Here is a 15,926-nt window from a genome sequence, read left to right on the forward strand (position 1 = left end):
GCATGCGCGGGGAGGGCGGTTTGGGTTTCCAGCGCTACAACACCACGGCAGGCCGCGGGAGCGCTTCATTTGTTTTGGTTTGGGTGTAACGGGGCCGGAGGCAGCTTTCAGCCAGGCTGGAGCGCCACAGGGACATGTTCAGCGCGAATGCGTGTCAGACATCCGGCGATGGCCGGGACCGCCGGTGAGCCGCTAACATGGCCGCCCCGGGGGCGGTGGCTGCGCACTGTGCCGGAATCGCGGGAAGTCGGGCTTCTGGCCCAGAGCAACTTCCAACGAAATCAATCCCTTATCTCGCCCGCCGAGTGTAACAGAATAAAAGGCCAATGACCGTTACCGAGCCCACCCCCAAAGCCGCTGAAGCCATGACCAGCGTACGTATCATCACTGTCCCGGCCGACCGCGCCGGGCAACGCCTGGACAACTTCCTGCTCGGCCAGCTCAAGGGTGCACCGCGCAGCCTGATCTACAAGCTGGTCCGCAGTGGCCAGGTCCGCGTGAACGGCGGCCGCGCCAAGGCCGAGCGCAAACTCGAAGGCGGCGACGAAGTGCGGGTTCCGCCTGTCCGTCTGAACGAAGAGGGCGACAAGGCAGGTCCGCCCCCGGCATTCATGAAACGGCTGGAAGATGCCATCGTGTTCGAAGACGATCGGCTGCTGGCGTTGAACAAACCGTCGGGCGTGGCCAGCCATGGCGGCAGCGGCATCAGCTTCGGCGCGATCGAAACCCTGCGCGCGCTGCGGCCGGGCAAGACCCTGGAGCTGGTACACCGGCTGGACCGCGATACCTCGGGCCTGCTGATCGTGGCCAAGAAGCGCTCGGCCCTGAGCGAGCTGCAGGCGCTGCTGCGGGAAGACCACGGGGCCGGCATCCGCAAGCGCTACCTGACCCTGCTCGCCGGCCGCATGCCCGATGGCACCATGACCGTGGACGCCCCGCTGCACGTGGGCCTGCGCCAGGGCGGCGAGCGGCATGTGCAGGTCAATCCGATCGGCAAGGAGTCGATCAGCCACTTCAAGGTGCTGGAGCGCAAGGGCGGGCATTCGTACTGCGAGGTGCGCATCGAGACCGGCCGCACCCATCAGATCCGCGTGCATGCCCAGCATCTGGGTCACCCGGTAGCCGGTGACGATAAATACGGCGATCCGGACGTCAACAAGCGGCTTCGTGAGCAGATCGGTCTGAAACGTCTGTTCCTGCACGCGGCCTCGCTGGAGTTCGCGCTGGATGCGGGCAAGACGCCGTACCTGATCAATGCACCGCTGGCCGAGGAGCTGGTCGAGGTGCTCAACCGGTTGAAGTGAACCGGCCCATCACCACTTGAACAGCACCAGGCTGATCGCCAGGCTTCCCATCCCGGCCACCAGGCCGTACACGGTCTCGTGGCCCTTGGCGTAGCGCTTGGCCGCCGGCAGCAGTTCGTCCAGGGCCAGGAACACCATCACCCCGGAGATGATGCCGAACACCCAGCCGAAGGTGGCGTGGTTGAGCACACCTGACAGCGCGACATACCCGATCGCCGCGCCGATCGGCTCGGCCAGACCGGACAGCAGGCTGGCGCCGAACGCGTAGAACTTGTTCTGCGTGGCGAAATACACCGGGACCGCGATCGCGATGCCCTCGGGGATGTTGTGGATCGCGATGGCGAAGGCCAGCGGCATGCCCACCGACGGGCTTTCCAGCGTGGCGAAGAACGTGGCCAGGCCCTCGGGGAAGTTGTGCGCGGTGATCGCCACCGCCGTCAGCAGGCCCACCCGCTTGATGTAGGCCTTGTTGTTGTCACGGAACAGAGGGTCCTGCTTGTCCAGGCTTTCGTGCGGGTTCGGGATCAGATGGTCGATCACCACGATCAGCAGCACGCCGACCAGGAAGGCCGCGGTGCCATACGCGAAGCCCAGCCGGGCGTCGTAGGCCTGGGTGAATGAATCGATCGCCTTGTTGAGGATCTCGGTCAGGGAGACGAAGACCATCGCCCCACCGGCAAAGGCCAGGCCGAACGCCAGCAGGCGCGGGTTAGGCCGGCGGGAGAACAGCACCATGAGGCTGCCCAGCGCGGTAGCCAGGCCGGCGGCCAACGTGACCGCCAGGGCGATCCACAGGTTTTCACTGGAAATATCAGGCATCCGCCAACGCGTCCTTGTAGAAGTGCAGCACGCCCCGGGCATTGGCACCGGGGCGTGGAGTAGGGAGCACGAGGCTTGCGGCGGCTGACCTCAACACACTGCGTCGATCAGCCGCCGCGACGCAGCCGTTCTTCAACCGCGAAGCACTGGTCGGGCTTGGGCTGCGGCGGGTTGAAGCTGACCGGCACCTGGATCGTGGTCGGGACCGTCTGCCCGGCGCGGGTGGCCGCCTTGAACTGCCAGACCTGTACGGCCTTCTGCGCCTGCTCGTCGAGCTGGGCATTGCCGCTGCCACTGGCGAGCTGAACCTGGCTGGGCTTGCCGTCAGCGGCGATGGTCACCTTGAAGGTGCTGGTGCCGCCGATCCCCTGGCAGGCCAGTTCGATCGGGTACTCCGGCGGTGGTGTCTTGACCGCGGCGACTTCGGTCGGCGCAGCGACCGGTGCAGCCGGTTCGGCGGGTGTCTTGTTACAGCCGGCCAGGGCGGCCAGGGCAAGGCTGGACAGTGCGATGTACTGCAGTTTCATGGGCTTACTCCGTCAGGGCCGAGGCTTTCGCCGCGCAGATGAAGTCGTTCTCGCTCAGTCCGCCCACATCGTGGGTGGAGAAGCGCACCACGGCGCGGTCGTAATGCACGCCCAGGTCCGGGTGGTGGTCTTCGCGATGGGCCACCCAGGCCAGCGCGTTCACGAAGGCCATGGTGCCGTGGTAGTTATCGAAGCGGAAGGTGCGGGTCAGCGCCTGGCCGGCCTCGGCCAGCTCCCAGCCAGGCACCTGGGCCAGCAGCTCGGTGACCCGGGCGGTGCCGAGCTTGTGGTCGCTGCCTTTGCGCGGCACGCAGTGCGCGTGCGCCAGCGGAATCAGGTCGGCCATGGGTTCCTCCACATCTGTATGACTGAACAATGCGCGGTCCGGTGTATAAACCGAATGAGCGCATCACAAGGGATTGGCTAGAATAGCCCGATGATCCAGATATCCGACACTGCCCAATCCTATTTCCGCAAGCTGATCGAACGTGAGGCCGTGCCCGGCATGGGTGTGCGCCTGACCGCCGTCGATGCGGGTACCCCGCGCGCCGATGCCCGCCTGGAGTTCGCTGATCCCAGTGAACTGCTGGGTGACGAATGGGCGGTGGACTGCGATGGCTTCACCCTCTATGTGGCCGCCACCAGTGTGGCCTGGGTCGATGGCGCCGAGATCGATTTCGTCACCAGTGCTACCGGCAGCCAGCAGTTGACCATCAAGGCCCCCAAGATCAAGGGCGAGGCGCCGACCGAAGGCTCCTCGCTGGTCGAGCGCGTGCGCTGGGTGGTCGAGAACGAAGTCAATCCGCAGCTGGCGTCGCACGGTGGCAAAGTCGCGGTGCAGGAAGTTTCCGCTGATGGCGTGGTGTTGCTGCGTTTCGGCGGCGGCTGCCAGGGCTGCGGCATGGCCGATGTCACGCTCAAGCAGGGGATTGAAAAGACCCTGATGGGGCGGGTGCCGGGCATCACTGCGGTGCGCGATGCGACCGACCACGAGAGTGGCGACGCGCCGTACATTCCCCGCGGCACGGCAGCCTGATTCCGCTGCGTGCCACTGCGCCGGGCTGACGACATCCTCGAGTGGCTGCTGGCACGCCAGCCGGACACGCGCTTTCTTGAAAAAACCACCGGCCTCCCCTATGGGTGGGGCCTGTGGCTGCGTGCGTTGTCGCCGTTGCCGCGGCCGTTCCGGGCCAGCGAAGTGCTGGCCGAGCTGGCCCAGCGCGCGCCGGTGCCGCACGGCGGGCGCCTGCCCGAACTGAGTTTCGTCCAGGCGATGCGTCGCTTGCTCTGGCAGGGCTGGGATCCGGCGCCGCGCGATCAGCGCTGGATGCGATGGACGTCGGCGGTGATCAGCGCGCTGCTGCATCTGATATTCGCACTGTTGCTGCTGTGGGTGGCCTTGATCCGGCCGCCGAGCGAGCCGGAGCAGAGCGGTGAGAGTGGCCGCGTGCAGGTCGCGTTCGTCGGCCGTGGCACCCCGCAGCAGGAAGAGGGTGGCCAGCCTGCCGCAGCCGAACCTGCCACTGCTGAAGCCGCCATCGCGGCTGCAATGGCCAATGCCCAGGCGATGGCCCAGGCCGAAGCCGATGCGCGCGAGCCGTCCGCATCCGCGCCGCAGCCCTCTTCCACGCCCGTGCCGCCCAGCGAACCGCAGCCGGCGCCCCCCTCGCCAGCGACACCGGCGGTGGAGCAGCCGCTCCAGGCGACGGACGTGGCCCAGGCGACATCCGATTTCGTGGTGCCGCCCACCAGCGTGCCCCGCACCGAGGCGCGCGTGGTCACGCGTGATCCGCAGGACATCGCCGTGCGCGAGCGCACCGTGGTGACTGTGGAAGCGCCGGCGCCACGCAGCAACGTACCAACGCCGCGCGCGGTGGAGCCGCAACTGCGTACGCCCGACGTGAGCGTGCAGGAACGCCAGGTCGCCATCGTCGAGGCGCCGACACCGACTGTCACGGTGCCGGGCCCACAGGTGGAGGCCGCCGTGCCGCAACGCGAGCTGCAGGTGCGCGAGCGCGAGATCCGGCCGGTTACCGCGCCTGCCGTGACCGTCGCGACGCTGCCTGCGCGCGAGATGACCGTCCCGGGACGATCCGCGGAGGTCGCCGTGCGCGAACGTGCCGTGCCCAATGCCGCACCACGCCCGTCGCCACCGTCGCCAACTGCGCCGAGCAGCACTGCCACGGCATCGGCGCCTTCCACTCCCGCAGGCGCCACCCGTGCGCCCGCCAACCGCGCGTCGACGCCTGCAGCTTCGCCCGCCAGCCAGGCGGCAGCGGCCCCGGGCAACTGGGCAACCCCGAATCGCGCGGACGACTGGGGTGCAGCCAATCACCCGCAGGATGCCGATCTCAACGGGCGGGCGGTCAGCGCGACAGGCAAGAGCGGCGGCAGCCTGTTCAACGCAGATGGCAGCGTGCGCGTGCCAGGGCAGGCGGGAGCAGGCAACACCGAGCGCGGTGCACCCGGCGGCGAGAAGGACGGATGGAGCAAGGAGCGCATCGCGCAGTCCGGCACGTGGCTCAAGCGCCCGCCGTACGACTACACCCCGACCTCGTTCGACAAGTACTGGGCGCCCAACGAATCGCTGCTGGCCGAGTGGGTCCGCAAGGGCATCAAGGCCGTCGAGATCCCGATCCCGGGCACAAGCTCGACAATCTCCTGCGTGATTTCCGTCCTGCAGTTCGGTGGCGGGTGCGGCCTGAGTGATCCGAACATGCAGGACCAGCCGGCCATCGCGCGGCCGCCGCCGGACATCCCGTTCAAGAAAGAACTGCAGGAAGACAACGGCAGCCGATGAGGCTGCGCAGCGTTACGGCTGTACTGCGTCGCTCGCATCCACGCCCGCGTCCTGCAACGCCACGAACGCCCAGAACGGCACGTCGCTCTCGCCCCAGTAGCGGCAGGCTTCGTCGAGCACATCCAGCAGCGTGTCGAATTCCGCGCCCGCCTCGCTGCGCAACGCATCGGCATCGTTGAAGAACAGCGCATAGCCGTTGGCCGGCAGCCAGGCCAGGTCGCGCAGGTTGTCGGTCAGTGCATCCCAGTTGCCACCAAAGCCGGTCGGGAAATCCAGGCGCGCGGCCAGCCGCATCAGCAGCGTGCGCTTGTCCTGGCAGCCGGCCAGATCGATCTGGATCACACGCAGGCCGGCATCGCGCATCGCGGCCGACAACGGGGCGACATCGTCATTGCCGATCGCATAGATGCCGGCGTTGTTGATGTCGTGCAGGCCCAACTCGAATCCGTCATGCGTCATTGCCAGCTCCCGGCAGGTGGAACGTCGAAACTGCGGAACGTTTCATAGTGATCATCGGTATAGAACCAGCCAGTAGGGGGTGTGCCGCCGGTGACGATGCGCCGTGCGCCGCGATTGCCGGCACCGGGCGTGTCCACCGTGTATTCGTGGTAGTAGCCGCGCGGCCGCTGCGGCAGGCGTTGTTCGCGGTTGCTGAAGACGCTGCCGTCCTGCCGGTGCGGGAACGGACCGCCGCGCTGGATGAGTGCAATGGTGTCGCGCGCTTCGGCGGGCAGGAACGGGGGCAGGGGATCGCGCGCTGCCTTCGCCGATGCTGGCGATGACGTCGGTGCACCGGTGACCGGCGCGGCATCGGGCTGGGTCAGCGATGGCGCGAACTGCGGCGCGGGCGGGCGCTGGGCGAGCTTGATGGCGGCCAGCCCACCGACCAGGAGCACGATGGCGATCAACAACAGCAGCGGCTTGCGCATGGGAGGCCAAGAGCGTTGGGCGAGGCGACTACTCTACTGCGATCATCGGCCCGCACGGTGAGGCCCAGCCGAACAGGCGTGCTGCATTGCGAGCAAGTGCGCCGCGCGTGCGTGCCACCGTCACTTTCGCGTAACGATCCCGACACGCCATCGACCGCGCAGGACGAAGTTTCCTTTACATGGCCCTTGGTAAGCTCATCGGCCATCCCCATCATCGACTCCGCAACGCCCGGTCTTTGCCGGGTGAGTGAGCTACCAGGAGAACCACATGGCCTATACCCTCCCCAAGCTGTCCTACGCCTACGACGCGCTCGAGCCGCATATCGACGCAGCGACGATGGAAATCCACCACACCAAGCATCACCAGACGTACATCAACAACGTCAATGCTGCGCTGGAAGGCACCGAGTTCGCCGACCTGCCGGTGGAAGAGCTGGTCAAGAAGACCAAGTCGCTTCCGGAGAACCTGCAGGGCGTCGTGCGCAACAACGGCGGCGGCCACGCCAACCACACCCTGTTCTGGACCGTGATGTCGCCCAACGGCGGCGGCGCCCCGGTCGGTGATGTCGCCAAGGCGATCGATTCGCAGCTGGGCGGCCTGGAAAAGTTCAAGGAAGCCTTCACCAAGGCCGCACTGACCCGTTTCGGCAGCGGCTGGGCCTGGCTGAGCGTCACCCCGGACAAGAAGGTCGTGGTGGAAAGCAGCGCCAATCAGGACAGCCCGCTGATGGACGGCAACACGCCGATCCTGGCGCTGGACGTGTGGGAACACGCGTACTACCTGAAGTATCAGAACCGTCGCCCGGAATACATCGGCGCGTTCTTCAACGTCGTCGACTGGAATGAAGTCGAGCGTCGTTACCAGGAAGCCATTGTCTGATCGGCACGGTCACCTGACAGACGAACGGCCAGGCAGCGATGCCTGGCCGTTTTTCGTTGGGGACACCTTGCAGCTCAGGGCGCGCTGGTGCTTGCCGGGGTCTGCAGGCGCAGCGTCGCCATGGTGCCCAGGCGCATCGCGGTGGGGTCGCTTTCGCTGGCCGGCAGCTTGATGCTGTCCTGGCGCATTCCGCCGAAGTGCTTGACCTGGAACAGCACGTCCAGGCCGTGCCCGCGCGCTGCGCCGGCCAGCGAGGGCGGATCCACGCGTTCGCCGGGATTCTTGCGCGCCGGCTGGAACCCCGGAGTGCTGCCGACCAGTTCGCCGATCTCGGCCGAGAAGTCGCCAGCGATCAGCGACGGCAGGCCATCGGCGGTCGCACCGATCCACGTCATCAGGTCGCCGGTCTGGTGCCGGCGCATCTGTGCATCGTCCGGTTCCGGTCGCAGCCGCGCGATGTAGATGTTGACCAGCTCCTCGCGCAGCTTGACCCGCAGCATGCCGGCCGCGCTGAACTGGCCGGGCGGGTGCAGCAGGGTGACCGCATCATCGGTCACCGGCAGGCGGGTCATCAGGGCGCTGCCGTGCCGCAGCGGCTGGCTGGGCGGGTCGGCGGTGACGAAATCGCAGCTGTAGCGCAGGCGGCTGGCCAGCCAGCAGGCCGGATTGCGGCCCTGGGTCTGGAGTACCCGCTGCACCGCGATCACGTCCGGCTGCATCGCTTCGAGCAGCTGCAGCACCTGGTCACGGCGCTGCTGCCATTGCGCATCATCCTGGGTGGGCAGCTCCAGCGTGGCGATCTTCAGCGAGGGCAGGGCCTCCTCGGCCTGCCGTGCGTGGACAAGCGCCGTCGGTGCCGCCAGTAACAGCAGCAGGATCCAGCTCGGCCAGCGTTGGGTCCCACCAGTGATGTGCGCGCGCATAACGATAAGTTTACGCTTCCGCCGTCGACGATCCGTGACATGGTGCTGCTGTGGGACCGCTGTTCCGGATCGGCCTGCCATGTCCGGCGGCCCCTGTCATGCAGCTGTGCAGCGTGCGCTGGGGTACAGGCTTCCGGTAATCTTGGCCCTTTCGTGTTCGCAGGACAGCCCCACAGGATGAGCAATATCGCAGCCGCGAGCGCCGGCAAAGGAAAAATGCCGCGCCAGATTCCCTACATCATCGGCAATGAGGCCTGCGAACGCTTCAGCTTCTATGGGATGCGCAACATCCTGGTGCAGTTCCTGATCACCTCGCTGCTGCTGCAGGAGATCACCGCCGATGGCCGCGCCGGCGAGGCGAAGGACATCATGCACAGCTTCATGATCGGCGTGTACTTCTTCCCGCTGCTCGGTGGCTGGTTGGCCGACAAATTCTTCGGCAAGTACCACACCATTCTGTGGTTCAGCCTGATCTACTGCGCCGGTCACGCCTGTCTGGCCATCTTCGAGGACAGCCGCCAGGGCTTCTTCGTCGGCCTGGGCCTGATCGCGCTGGGCGCGGGCGGCATCAAGCCGCTGGTGGCCTCGTTCATGGGCGACCAGTTCGACCAGAGCAACAAGCATCTGGCCAAGGTCGTGTTCGACGCCTTCTACTGGATCATCAACTTCGGCTCGCTGTTCGCCTCCCTGCTGATCCCGCTGGCGCTCAAGAACCTCGGTCCGTCGTGGGCGTTCGGCATCCCGGGCATCCTGATGTTCGTGGCCACCTTTGTGTTCTGGATGGGCCGCAAGCGCTATGTGCTGGTTCCGCTGCCGCCGAAGGACCCGCATTCGTTCGGCAACGTGGTGCGTACCGCGCTGTCGGCACAGGTGCCGGGCAAGGGCCGTCCGGGTCGTACGCTGGCGATCCTCGGTGCGGTGCTGGCCGTGGCCTCGATGGGTCTGGTGGGCAGCTTGGGCATCGTGATCTGCCTGTGCATCGCGCTCGTCCTGCTGCTGGCCGGCATCGGTGGCGGCACCTGGATCCAGCTCGACCGGGCCCGTGCGGTGCACCCGGCCGAAGCCGTGGAAGGGGTTCGCTCGGTACTGCGCGTGCTGGTGATCTTCGCCTTGACCACCCCGTTCTTCTCGCTGTTCGACCAGAAGGCCTCGACCTGGGTCCTGCAGGGCCAGCAGATGGCCATGCCGAGCTGGTTCACCGCCTCGCAGATGCAGGCGCTGAACCCGTTGCTGGTGATGATCCTGATCCCGTTCAACAACCTGGTGCTGTACCCGATGCTGCGTCGTTTCGGCTTCGAGCCGACCGCCCTGCGCCGGATGACCGCCGGCATCGCCTTCAGTGGCCTGGCCTGGATCGTGGTGGGCGGCATCCAGGTGATGATGGATGGCGGCAACGTCATGTCCATCTTCTGGCAGATGCTGCCTTATGCGCTGCTGACCTTTGGTGAGGTGCTGGTCTCGGCCACCGGCCTGGAGTTCGCCTACAGCCAGGCGCCGCAGGCGATGAAGGGCGTGGTGATGAGCTTCTGGAACCTGACCACCACCATCGGCAACCTGTGGGTGCTGCTGTCCAACGCGGCGGTGCGCAACGATACGGTCACCCACCAGATCGCCAGTACCGGCTTGAGCGAGGCGGCATTCCTGATGTTCTTCTTCGCCGGTTTTGCATTCCTGGCGGCGTTCGCCTTTGGTTGGTATGCCAAGCGCTATCGTATGGTCGACAACTACCGCACCGCCTGAGCCTGACATGACCCCAGTCAACCTGCTGCTGATCGCCATCACCGTCATCGTGTCGTGGATGGCGTTCAAGAACCGCGCGCTGGCCGACCGCCTGATCCTGTGGCCGCCGGCGGTGGACCGCAACCGTCAGTACGATCGCCTGATCACGTACGGGTTCATCCACGCTGATCTGTCGCATCTGGCGTTCAACATGATCACGCTGTTCTTCTTCGGCGGCTTCATCGAGCAGGTGATGCTGCAGTTGAGCGGCAGCTACCTGACCTATCCGGCGTTCTACCTGGGTGCGTTGCTGGTCTCGATCCTGCCGAGCTACCTGAAGAACCAGAAGAACCCGAACTACCTCAGCCTCGGGGCGTCCGGTGCGGTGTCGGCGGTGCTGTTCGCCTTCATCCTGATCAAGCCGTGGTCGATCATCCTGGTGCTGTTCATTCCGGCCCCGGCGATCATCTATGCGGTGTTCTACGTGGGCTACAGCATCTGGATGGACCGCCGTGGCGGCGATCGCATCAACCACAGCGCGCACCTGGCCGGTGCGGCCTTCGGTGTGTTGTTCATGCTGGCCATGCAGCCAAGCATCTTCAGCCACTTCCTGCGTGAGCTGAGCAACCCGACCTTCCGCCTCGGCGGTTGAGGCAGGGCGTACCGACCAACGGTCGGTACCTCCTGCGTGGTACCTGGCGCGGGGTAGCTCATGACCGTTGGTCGTGAGCATCCCAACCGTCAGGCAGCCTTCTTGCCGTCCACGCCATAGGTGCTCAGCAGCCGGGCATAGACCTCGTTGTCGATCTGATCGAATTCCCAGCCCTGGGTCTGGCCATTCACGGCCAGCTGGAACAGGCCTTCGAGCAGCGAGCTGTCGGCATCGCCGTGGGCGGCGGGGGCGGGTGCAGTGTTGTCCATGCGGACCTCCGGAAAGCGGGTTCGTACTGGCTAGGTCTTCGCAAAAGCCGTGCCAGCTTTTACGCCCTGTCCGATGCCGATATCGGCTTGAACGCCGCAGGCTTTAGGTCGGCAAGTGACGTGCCGCGTCGCAGCCTGACCCTGTTCAGGCTTCACACGATCATGGCGGTCGGCTGCGCACTATCGCGTCAGTCGCCGCAGGAGACACCGCTCATGGCTTCGGTCACGCCGCCCGGACTGGCTTACGAAGTGGAGCACGATCTGGACCACCACCGCTTCCAGGCCCGGGTCAAAGGGCACGTGGCGCTGCTGGACTACCAGATCAAGCGCAAGCGGATGATCATTACCCACACCGAGGTCCCCGAGCCGATCGCCGGCCGCGGCGTCGCGGGCGAATTGACCAAAGTGGCGCTGCGTTACGCGCGCGACAACAAGTTCAAGGTCGTGCCGGCCTGTGCGTACGCCGAGGCGTTCCTGCAGCGGCACGAGGAGTACGACGACCTGCTGGTCCGATGACGACAGCGGGTCATGCTTCAGGGATGGCTGATCATGATGGTGGGTTACAACAAGGGGATTTCAGGATGAACATCGCAGGAAACCGTCGCGCGCTGCGCGTCAGCGCGCTGGCCTTGGCCATGGGCGTGGTGGTGATGGCCGGGTGCAAGCGCGACGGCGAAACAGCGGCCCCGGCCGCGCCGGTCGACACCGCCGCCGAGCCGGCTGCCCCGGCCGTGGCACCCGACGCGCCGATCGAACTGCGCGACGTGATCGAGACTTCGCCGCAGGCGGTGGTCGGGATCAGCTATCCGCCCGACATCGCGCGCTATCCGGGCCTGGCCAAGGCCTTGGCCGGCTACGCCGACAGTGCGCGGGCCGAGCTGCAGCAGGCGGTGGACGGCCTGGGCAACGACAAGCCGACGATGCCGTATGAGCTGTCGCTGAGCTTTGAGAAGGTGCTGGAGACACCGCAGCTGGTGGTGGTGACCGCCGATGGCAGCCGCTACACCGGGGGTGCCCATGGGGAGCCGCTGGTGGCGCGTTTCGTGTGGCTGCCGGAGCAGCAGCAGATGCTGACCGCCGACAAGCTGGTGGCCGATGCCAAGGGCTGGAAAGCGATCAGTGATTACGTGGCCGACCAGCTGCGCGAGCGCGTGGCCACCCGGCTCAGTGGCGATGAGATGGAGCCGGCACAGATGCAGGAATCGCTGCGCAACGCCAGCCGGATGATCGCCGACGGCACCGGGCCGAGCGCGGACAACTTCAGCCAGTTCCAGCCGTTGACGGGTGCCGACGGGCATATCGCAGCGATACGCTTTGTGTTCCCGCCCTACCAGGTAGGGCCGTACTCGGACGGCACGCAGACCGTGGACGTTCCGGCCGCGGTGCTGGTGCCGCACGTGGCGCAGGATGTCGCGGGGCTGTTCGCCCGGGGCTGATCGACGGAGGCGATGTGGACGCTGGGCTGCAACGACGGGTCACAGGGTTGCTGCATGAGGCGGGGGTCACCGTTGACGGTGACCAGCCGCAGGACATCACGGTGCACGATCCGCGCTTCTTTGCGCGGGTCATGGCCCAGGGCTCGTTGGGCCTGGGCGAGAGTTACATGGACGGGCACTGGGATGCCCGCGCGCTGGATGCTTTCCTGTTTCATCTGATGCAGGCGCATCTGGATGAGCGCGTACACGGCTGGCGCGATCTGGCCGATGCGCTCAAGGCGCGGGTATTCAATCTGCAGGCCGGCGCGGGGAGCTTCGAGGTCGGCCGGCGCCATTACGATCTGGGTAACGATCTGTACGAGGCGATGCTGGGCCAGCGACTTGTGTACAGCTGTGGCTACTGGCGCCAGGCCGCGGAGCTGGATGCAGCGCAGGAAGCCAAGCTCGATCTGATCTGCCGCAAGCTGGGGCTGCGGCCCGGCCAGCACATTCTGGATATCGGTTGCGGTTGGGGTGAGGCGTTGAAGTTCGCGGCCGAGCGCTATGGCGTGTCCGGGGTGGGGGTGACGATCTCGCAGGAGCAGGCGGAGTACGCGCGCCAGTTGTGTGCCGGGCTGCCGATCGAGATCCGGCTGCAGGACTACCACGAGGTGGAGGAGTCGTTCGACGCGATCCTGTCGGTGGGCATGTTCGAGCACGTCGGCGACAAGAACTATCGCGGTTACTTCGAAATGGCGCGTCGCTGCCTGCGGCCGGAGGGGTTGTTCGTGCTGCATTCGATCGGCAGCAACCTGTCGCGGCATCGTACCGATCCGTGGATCGCCAGGTACATCTTCCCCAATTCGATGCTGCCCTCCGCGGCGCAGGTGACACAGGCGTTCGAGGGCTTGTTCGTGCTGGAGGATTGGCACAACTTCGGCACCGATTACGATCGTACGCTGCAGGCATGGCGGGCCAACATCGAGGCGGCGTGGCCCCGGCTGGATGCGCAGCGCTATGACGAACGGTTCCGCCGGATGTGGCGGTTCTACCTGGCCGGTTCGATGGCGAGTTTCCGCTGCCGGCATGCGCAGTTGTGGCAGTTGGTGTTATCGCCCAATGGTGTGCCTGGGGGCTATGTGGCGCCGCGGTGAGGGCAACAAAAAAACGCCCGGCACTGCCGGGCGTTTTTCGTACTGCACGTCCGTGAAGCAGACGCTTACTTCTTGCCGTCACCCGAGGTCAGGCCGCGCTTTTCGAGCAGCGGCTCGATCTGCGGGGCGTGGCCGGCGAAGTTCTGGAACAGCTCCATCGCATCCACGCTGCCACCCTTGGAGAGCAGGGTCTGGCGGAAGTGGTCGCCGTTCTTGCGGCTCAGGCCGCCGTTTTCACGGAACCACTTCTGGGTGTTGGCATCAAGCACTTCAGACCAGATGTAGGCGTAGTAGCCGGCCGAGTAGCCGCCCATGATGTGGCTGAAGTACGGGGTCTTGTAACGCGGCGGGACCGGCGCGTAGAAGATGCCGTCCTTGGCCAGGGCCTCGGCTTCGAACTTCATCACGTCCTTGGCGGCCGGGACCTGGTCCGGACCGATCTGGTGCCAGCGCTGATCGAGCATGGCCGCACCGAGGTATTCGGTGGTGGCGAAGCCCTGGTTGAACTTGGCGGCGGCGACGACCTTGTCGAGCAGGGCCTGCGGCATGGCCGTGCCGTTCTGGTAGTGCTTGGCGTAGTTCTTCAGGATGACCGGATCATCGGCCCACATCTCGTTGACCTGCGAGGGGAACTCGACGAAGTCGCGCGGCACCGAGGTACCGGAGAAGTAGGGGTACTTCACGTTCGAGAACATGCCGTGCAGGGCATGGCCGAACTCGTGGAAGGTGGTGGTCACTTCATCCCAGGTCAGCAGGGTCGGCTTGCCGGCTGGCGGCTTGGGGATGTTGAGGTGGTTGGCGACCACCGGCTTGAAGCCGGTCAATTCGGACTGCGACACGTAGGAGTTCATCCACGCACCGCCGCGCTTGGAGGCGCGTGCATACGGGTCGAAGATGAAGATCGCCAGCTGGCTGCCGTCGGCATCGAACACGTCGTAGACGGTGACGTCTTCGTGGTAGACCGGCAGGTCGGTGCGCTGCTTGAAGGTCAGGCCGAACTCAAGCTGGGCGGCATGGAAGACGCCGTTCTCCAGCACGTTCTTCATTTCGAAGTACGGCTTGAGCTGGGATTCGTCGAAGTTGTACTTGGCCTGGCGGACCTTCTCGCTGTAGAACGCCCAGTCCCATGCTTCCAGCTTGAAGGTCGGCTTGCCGGCGGCCTTCTGTTCCTTGTCGATCATGGCCTGCAGGTCGGCGGCTTCGCGCTTGGCGTTGGCGACGGCGGCCGGGGCGAGCTGGCCGAGCATGGCGTTGACGGCTTCGGGGGTCTTGGCGGTCTGGTTGGTGAGGTTGTAGGCGGCGAAGTTCGCAAAGCCCATCAGCTTGGCCTTGTCGGCACGCAGCTGCATGATGCGCGAGACCAGGGCGGTGTTGTCGTACTCACCACCGCGGCTGCCGCGGGTCACCGAGGCTTCGTAGATCTTCTGGCGCAGCGCGCGGTTGGCCAGGTTGGTCAGCGGCGGCTGGCCGGTGGTGTTGAGCAGGGTGATGACGTACTTGCCGTCCTGGCCACGGGCCTTGGCGGCTTCGGCAGCGGCGGAGATCTGCTCCTGCGAGAGACCGGCCAGTTCCTTGACGTCATCGACGGTGATCGCCGAGGCGTTCACTTCGGCCAGCACGTTCTGGCTGAACTTGGTGCCCAGGTTGGCCAGCTCGGCGTTCATTTCCTTGAGCTTGGTCTTGTCGGCTTCGGACAGCTTGGCGCCGGCGCGGACGTAGCTCTCGTAGTACTTCTCGACCAGGCGCACGCCTTCGGCGTCCAGGCCAAGGGAGGCGCGACCGTTGTACAGGCTCTGGATACGGGCGAACAGCTTGCCGTTCAGCGCGATGGCGTCGCTGTGCGCGGCGAAGCGGGCGGAGTAGTCGGCCTGCAGCTTCTTGCGTGCGTCGTTGGTGTCGGCGCCGACGAGGCTGAAGAAGACGGTGGTGGCGCGATCCAGGGTGTCACCGCTCTTTTCCAGGGCGATGATGGTGTTGTCGAAGGTCGGCTTGGCCTTGTTGTTGGCGATCGCGTCGACTTCCTTCAGCTGCTGGGCCATGCCGGCGTCGAAGGCGGGAGCGAAGTCGCTGTCCTTGATCTTGTCGAACTGCGGGAAGTGCAGCGGCAGCGGGCTGTCGGCGAAGAACGGGTTGGCCTGCTGGGCGGTGGTCGCGGCCGGGGTGGCGGCGGTGGCGGAATAGGCGGGCAGGGCAAGGCCGAGGGTCACGGCGACGGCGAGGGCAAGACGGGTGGTCAAGGGGAATTCTCCGGTCAGACAAGTCTTTGAGGGTAACCCGAGCCGTTGGTGAGCGGCTTGTGTCGAAAGGCATGTTTTGGCCGTGCGAAGGCCGGGGCATTGGGAAAGGGCGCGGTCACTGCAGCAACAGCAACAGCAACAGCAACAGCAACAGCAACAGCAACAGCAACAGCGGCGGTGGGCTGCCGCGAGGCGCGGGGGGGGGGGGGGGGGGGGGGGGCCGCGGGGGGGGGGGGGGGGGGGGGGGAGAGGGGGGCGCAGAGTGGGGGCGACGCCCGCCCCCGCACCCCACCCGCCC

The 15,926-nt window shown here is 66.0% G+C and carries 17 protein-coding genes; 9 read left to right on the forward strand and 8 right to left on the reverse strand.

Annotation, left to right across the window (positions count from 1 at the left end; genetic code table 11):
• Positions 1-326: 326 nt before the first annotated feature.
• Positions 327-1,304, forward strand: a complete 978-nt coding sequence (locus AC13F7_RS11320) for an RluA family pseudouridine synthase (protein WP_481469474.1) — start codon at positions 327-329, stop codon at positions 1,302-1,304.
• Positions 1,305-1,313: 9 nt separating this feature from the next.
• On the opposite strand, the gene zupT is transcribed toward AC13F7_RS11320, so the two are convergent.
• The 3 genes from zupT to AC13F7_RS11335 form a co-directional block, all read right to left on the reverse strand.
• Complete coding sequence (zupT, locus tag AC13F7_RS11325) at positions 1,314-2,123, reverse strand: zinc transporter ZupT (protein WP_483000389.1); 810 nt, start codon at positions 2,121-2,123, stop codon at positions 1,314-1,316.
• A gap of 107 nt (positions 2,124-2,230) precedes the next feature.
• Positions 2,231-2,650 (reverse strand): energy transducer TonB, encoded by a 420-nt coding sequence (locus AC13F7_RS11330; RefSeq protein ID WP_483000391.1) that lies wholly within the window; start codon positions 2,648-2,650, stop codon positions 2,231-2,233.
• Between the two features lie 4 nt (positions 2,651-2,654).
• Positions 2,655-2,996, reverse strand: a complete 342-nt coding sequence (locus tag AC13F7_RS11335) for a 4a-hydroxytetrahydrobiopterin dehydratase (RefSeq protein WP_481469469.1) — start codon at positions 2,994-2,996, stop codon at positions 2,655-2,657.
• A gap of 90 nt (positions 2,997-3,086) precedes the next feature.
• Here AC13F7_RS11335 and AC13F7_RS11340 point away from each other — a divergent pair, with 90 nt between their 5' ends.
• Entirely contained in the window at positions 3,087-3,686 is a 600-nt protein-coding gene (locus AC13F7_RS11340; RefSeq protein ID WP_481469468.1) for an NfuA family Fe-S biogenesis protein, read from the forward strand.
• Positions 3,687-3,695: 9 nt separating this feature from the next.
• The gene (locus AC13F7_RS11345) at positions 3,696-5,450 is read left to right on the forward strand and encodes a hypothetical protein (protein ID WP_483000393.1); all 1,755 of its coding nucleotides are present in this window, start codon (positions 3,696-3,698) and stop codon (positions 5,448-5,450) included.
• 12 nt (positions 5,451-5,462) lie between these two features.
• Here the strand turns inward: AC13F7_RS11345 and AC13F7_RS11350 are convergent, their stop codons facing one another.
• On the reverse strand, positions 5,463-5,909 hold the full coding sequence (locus tag AC13F7_RS11350) for a barstar family protein (protein WP_483000395.1): 447 nt from the start codon (positions 5,907-5,909) through the stop codon (positions 5,463-5,465).
• Positions 5,906-6,379 carry a guanyl-specific ribonuclease gene (locus tag AC13F7_RS11355; protein ID WP_481469466.1) on the reverse strand — a complete coding sequence of 158 codons (474 nt, stop codon included), beginning with the start codon at positions 6,377-6,379 and terminating at the stop codon, positions 5,906-5,908. Before AC13F7_RS11355 ends, AC13F7_RS11350 begins: the two co-directional genes overlap by 4 nt.
• Positions 6,380-6,647: 268 nt before the next feature.
• Here AC13F7_RS11355 and AC13F7_RS11360 point away from each other — a divergent pair, with 268 nt between their 5' ends.
• Positions 6,648-7,259 (forward strand): superoxide dismutase, encoded by a 612-nt coding sequence (locus tag AC13F7_RS11360; RefSeq protein WP_483000397.1) that lies wholly within the window; start codon positions 6,648-6,650, stop codon positions 7,257-7,259.
• 74 nt (positions 7,260-7,333) lie between these two features.
• Here the strand turns inward: AC13F7_RS11360 and AC13F7_RS11365 are convergent, their stop codons facing one another.
• Complete coding sequence (locus AC13F7_RS11365) at positions 7,334-8,182, reverse strand: endonuclease/exonuclease/phosphatase family protein (protein ID WP_483000399.1); 849 nt, start codon at positions 8,180-8,182, stop codon at positions 7,334-7,336.
• A 177-nt stretch (positions 8,183-8,359) separates the two neighbouring features.
• Between AC13F7_RS11365 and AC13F7_RS11370 the strand changes: the two genes are divergently transcribed.
• Positions 8,360-9,922: a POT-type proton-dependent oligopeptide transporter gene (locus AC13F7_RS11370; protein ID WP_483000401.1), complete on the forward strand. Its 1,563-nt coding sequence runs from the start codon at positions 8,360-8,362 to the stop codon at positions 9,920-9,922.
• A 7-nt stretch (positions 9,923-9,929) separates the two neighbouring features.
• Positions 9,930-10,553 (forward strand): rhomboid family intramembrane serine protease, encoded by a 624-nt coding sequence (locus AC13F7_RS11375; RefSeq protein ID WP_019182898.1) that lies wholly within the window; start codon positions 9,930-9,932, stop codon positions 10,551-10,553.
• 89 nt (positions 10,554-10,642) lie between these two features.
• Here AC13F7_RS11375 and AC13F7_RS11380 read toward each other — a convergent pair whose 3' ends face one another.
• Positions 10,643-10,822 carry a hypothetical protein gene (locus AC13F7_RS11380; protein WP_123730771.1) on the reverse strand — a complete coding sequence of 60 codons (180 nt, stop codon included), beginning with the start codon at positions 10,820-10,822 and terminating at the stop codon, positions 10,643-10,645.
• 213 nt (positions 10,823-11,035) lie between these two features.
• Between AC13F7_RS11380 and AC13F7_RS11385 the strand changes: the two genes are divergently transcribed.
• From AC13F7_RS11385 to cfa, 3 genes are all read left to right on the forward strand, one after another.
• Positions 11,036-11,338, forward strand: a complete 303-nt coding sequence (locus AC13F7_RS11385; protein WP_483000404.1) for a GNAT family N-acetyltransferase — start codon at positions 11,036-11,038, stop codon at positions 11,336-11,338.
• A 65-nt stretch (positions 11,339-11,403) separates the two neighbouring features.
• Positions 11,404-12,258 carry a DUF3298 and DUF4163 domain-containing protein gene (locus tag AC13F7_RS11390; protein WP_483000406.1) on the forward strand — a complete coding sequence of 285 codons (855 nt, stop codon included), beginning with the start codon at positions 11,404-11,406 and terminating at the stop codon, positions 12,256-12,258.
• Between the two features lie 14 nt (positions 12,259-12,272).
• Complete coding sequence (cfa, locus tag AC13F7_RS11395; RefSeq protein WP_483000408.1) at positions 12,273-13,391, forward strand: cyclopropane fatty acyl phospholipid synthase; 1,119 nt, start codon at positions 12,273-12,275, stop codon at positions 13,389-13,391.
• 65 nt (positions 13,392-13,456) lie between these two features.
• On the opposite strand, the gene AC13F7_RS11400 is transcribed toward cfa, so the two are convergent.
• On the reverse strand, positions 13,457-15,628 hold the full coding sequence (locus tag AC13F7_RS11400) for a M3 family metallopeptidase (RefSeq protein ID WP_483000410.1): 2,172 nt from the start codon (positions 15,626-15,628) through the stop codon (positions 13,457-13,459).
• Positions 15,629-15,926: the final 298 nt, after the last annotated feature.

The sequence above is a fragment of the Stenotrophomonas sp. K-6 genome (assembly GCF_056861555.1).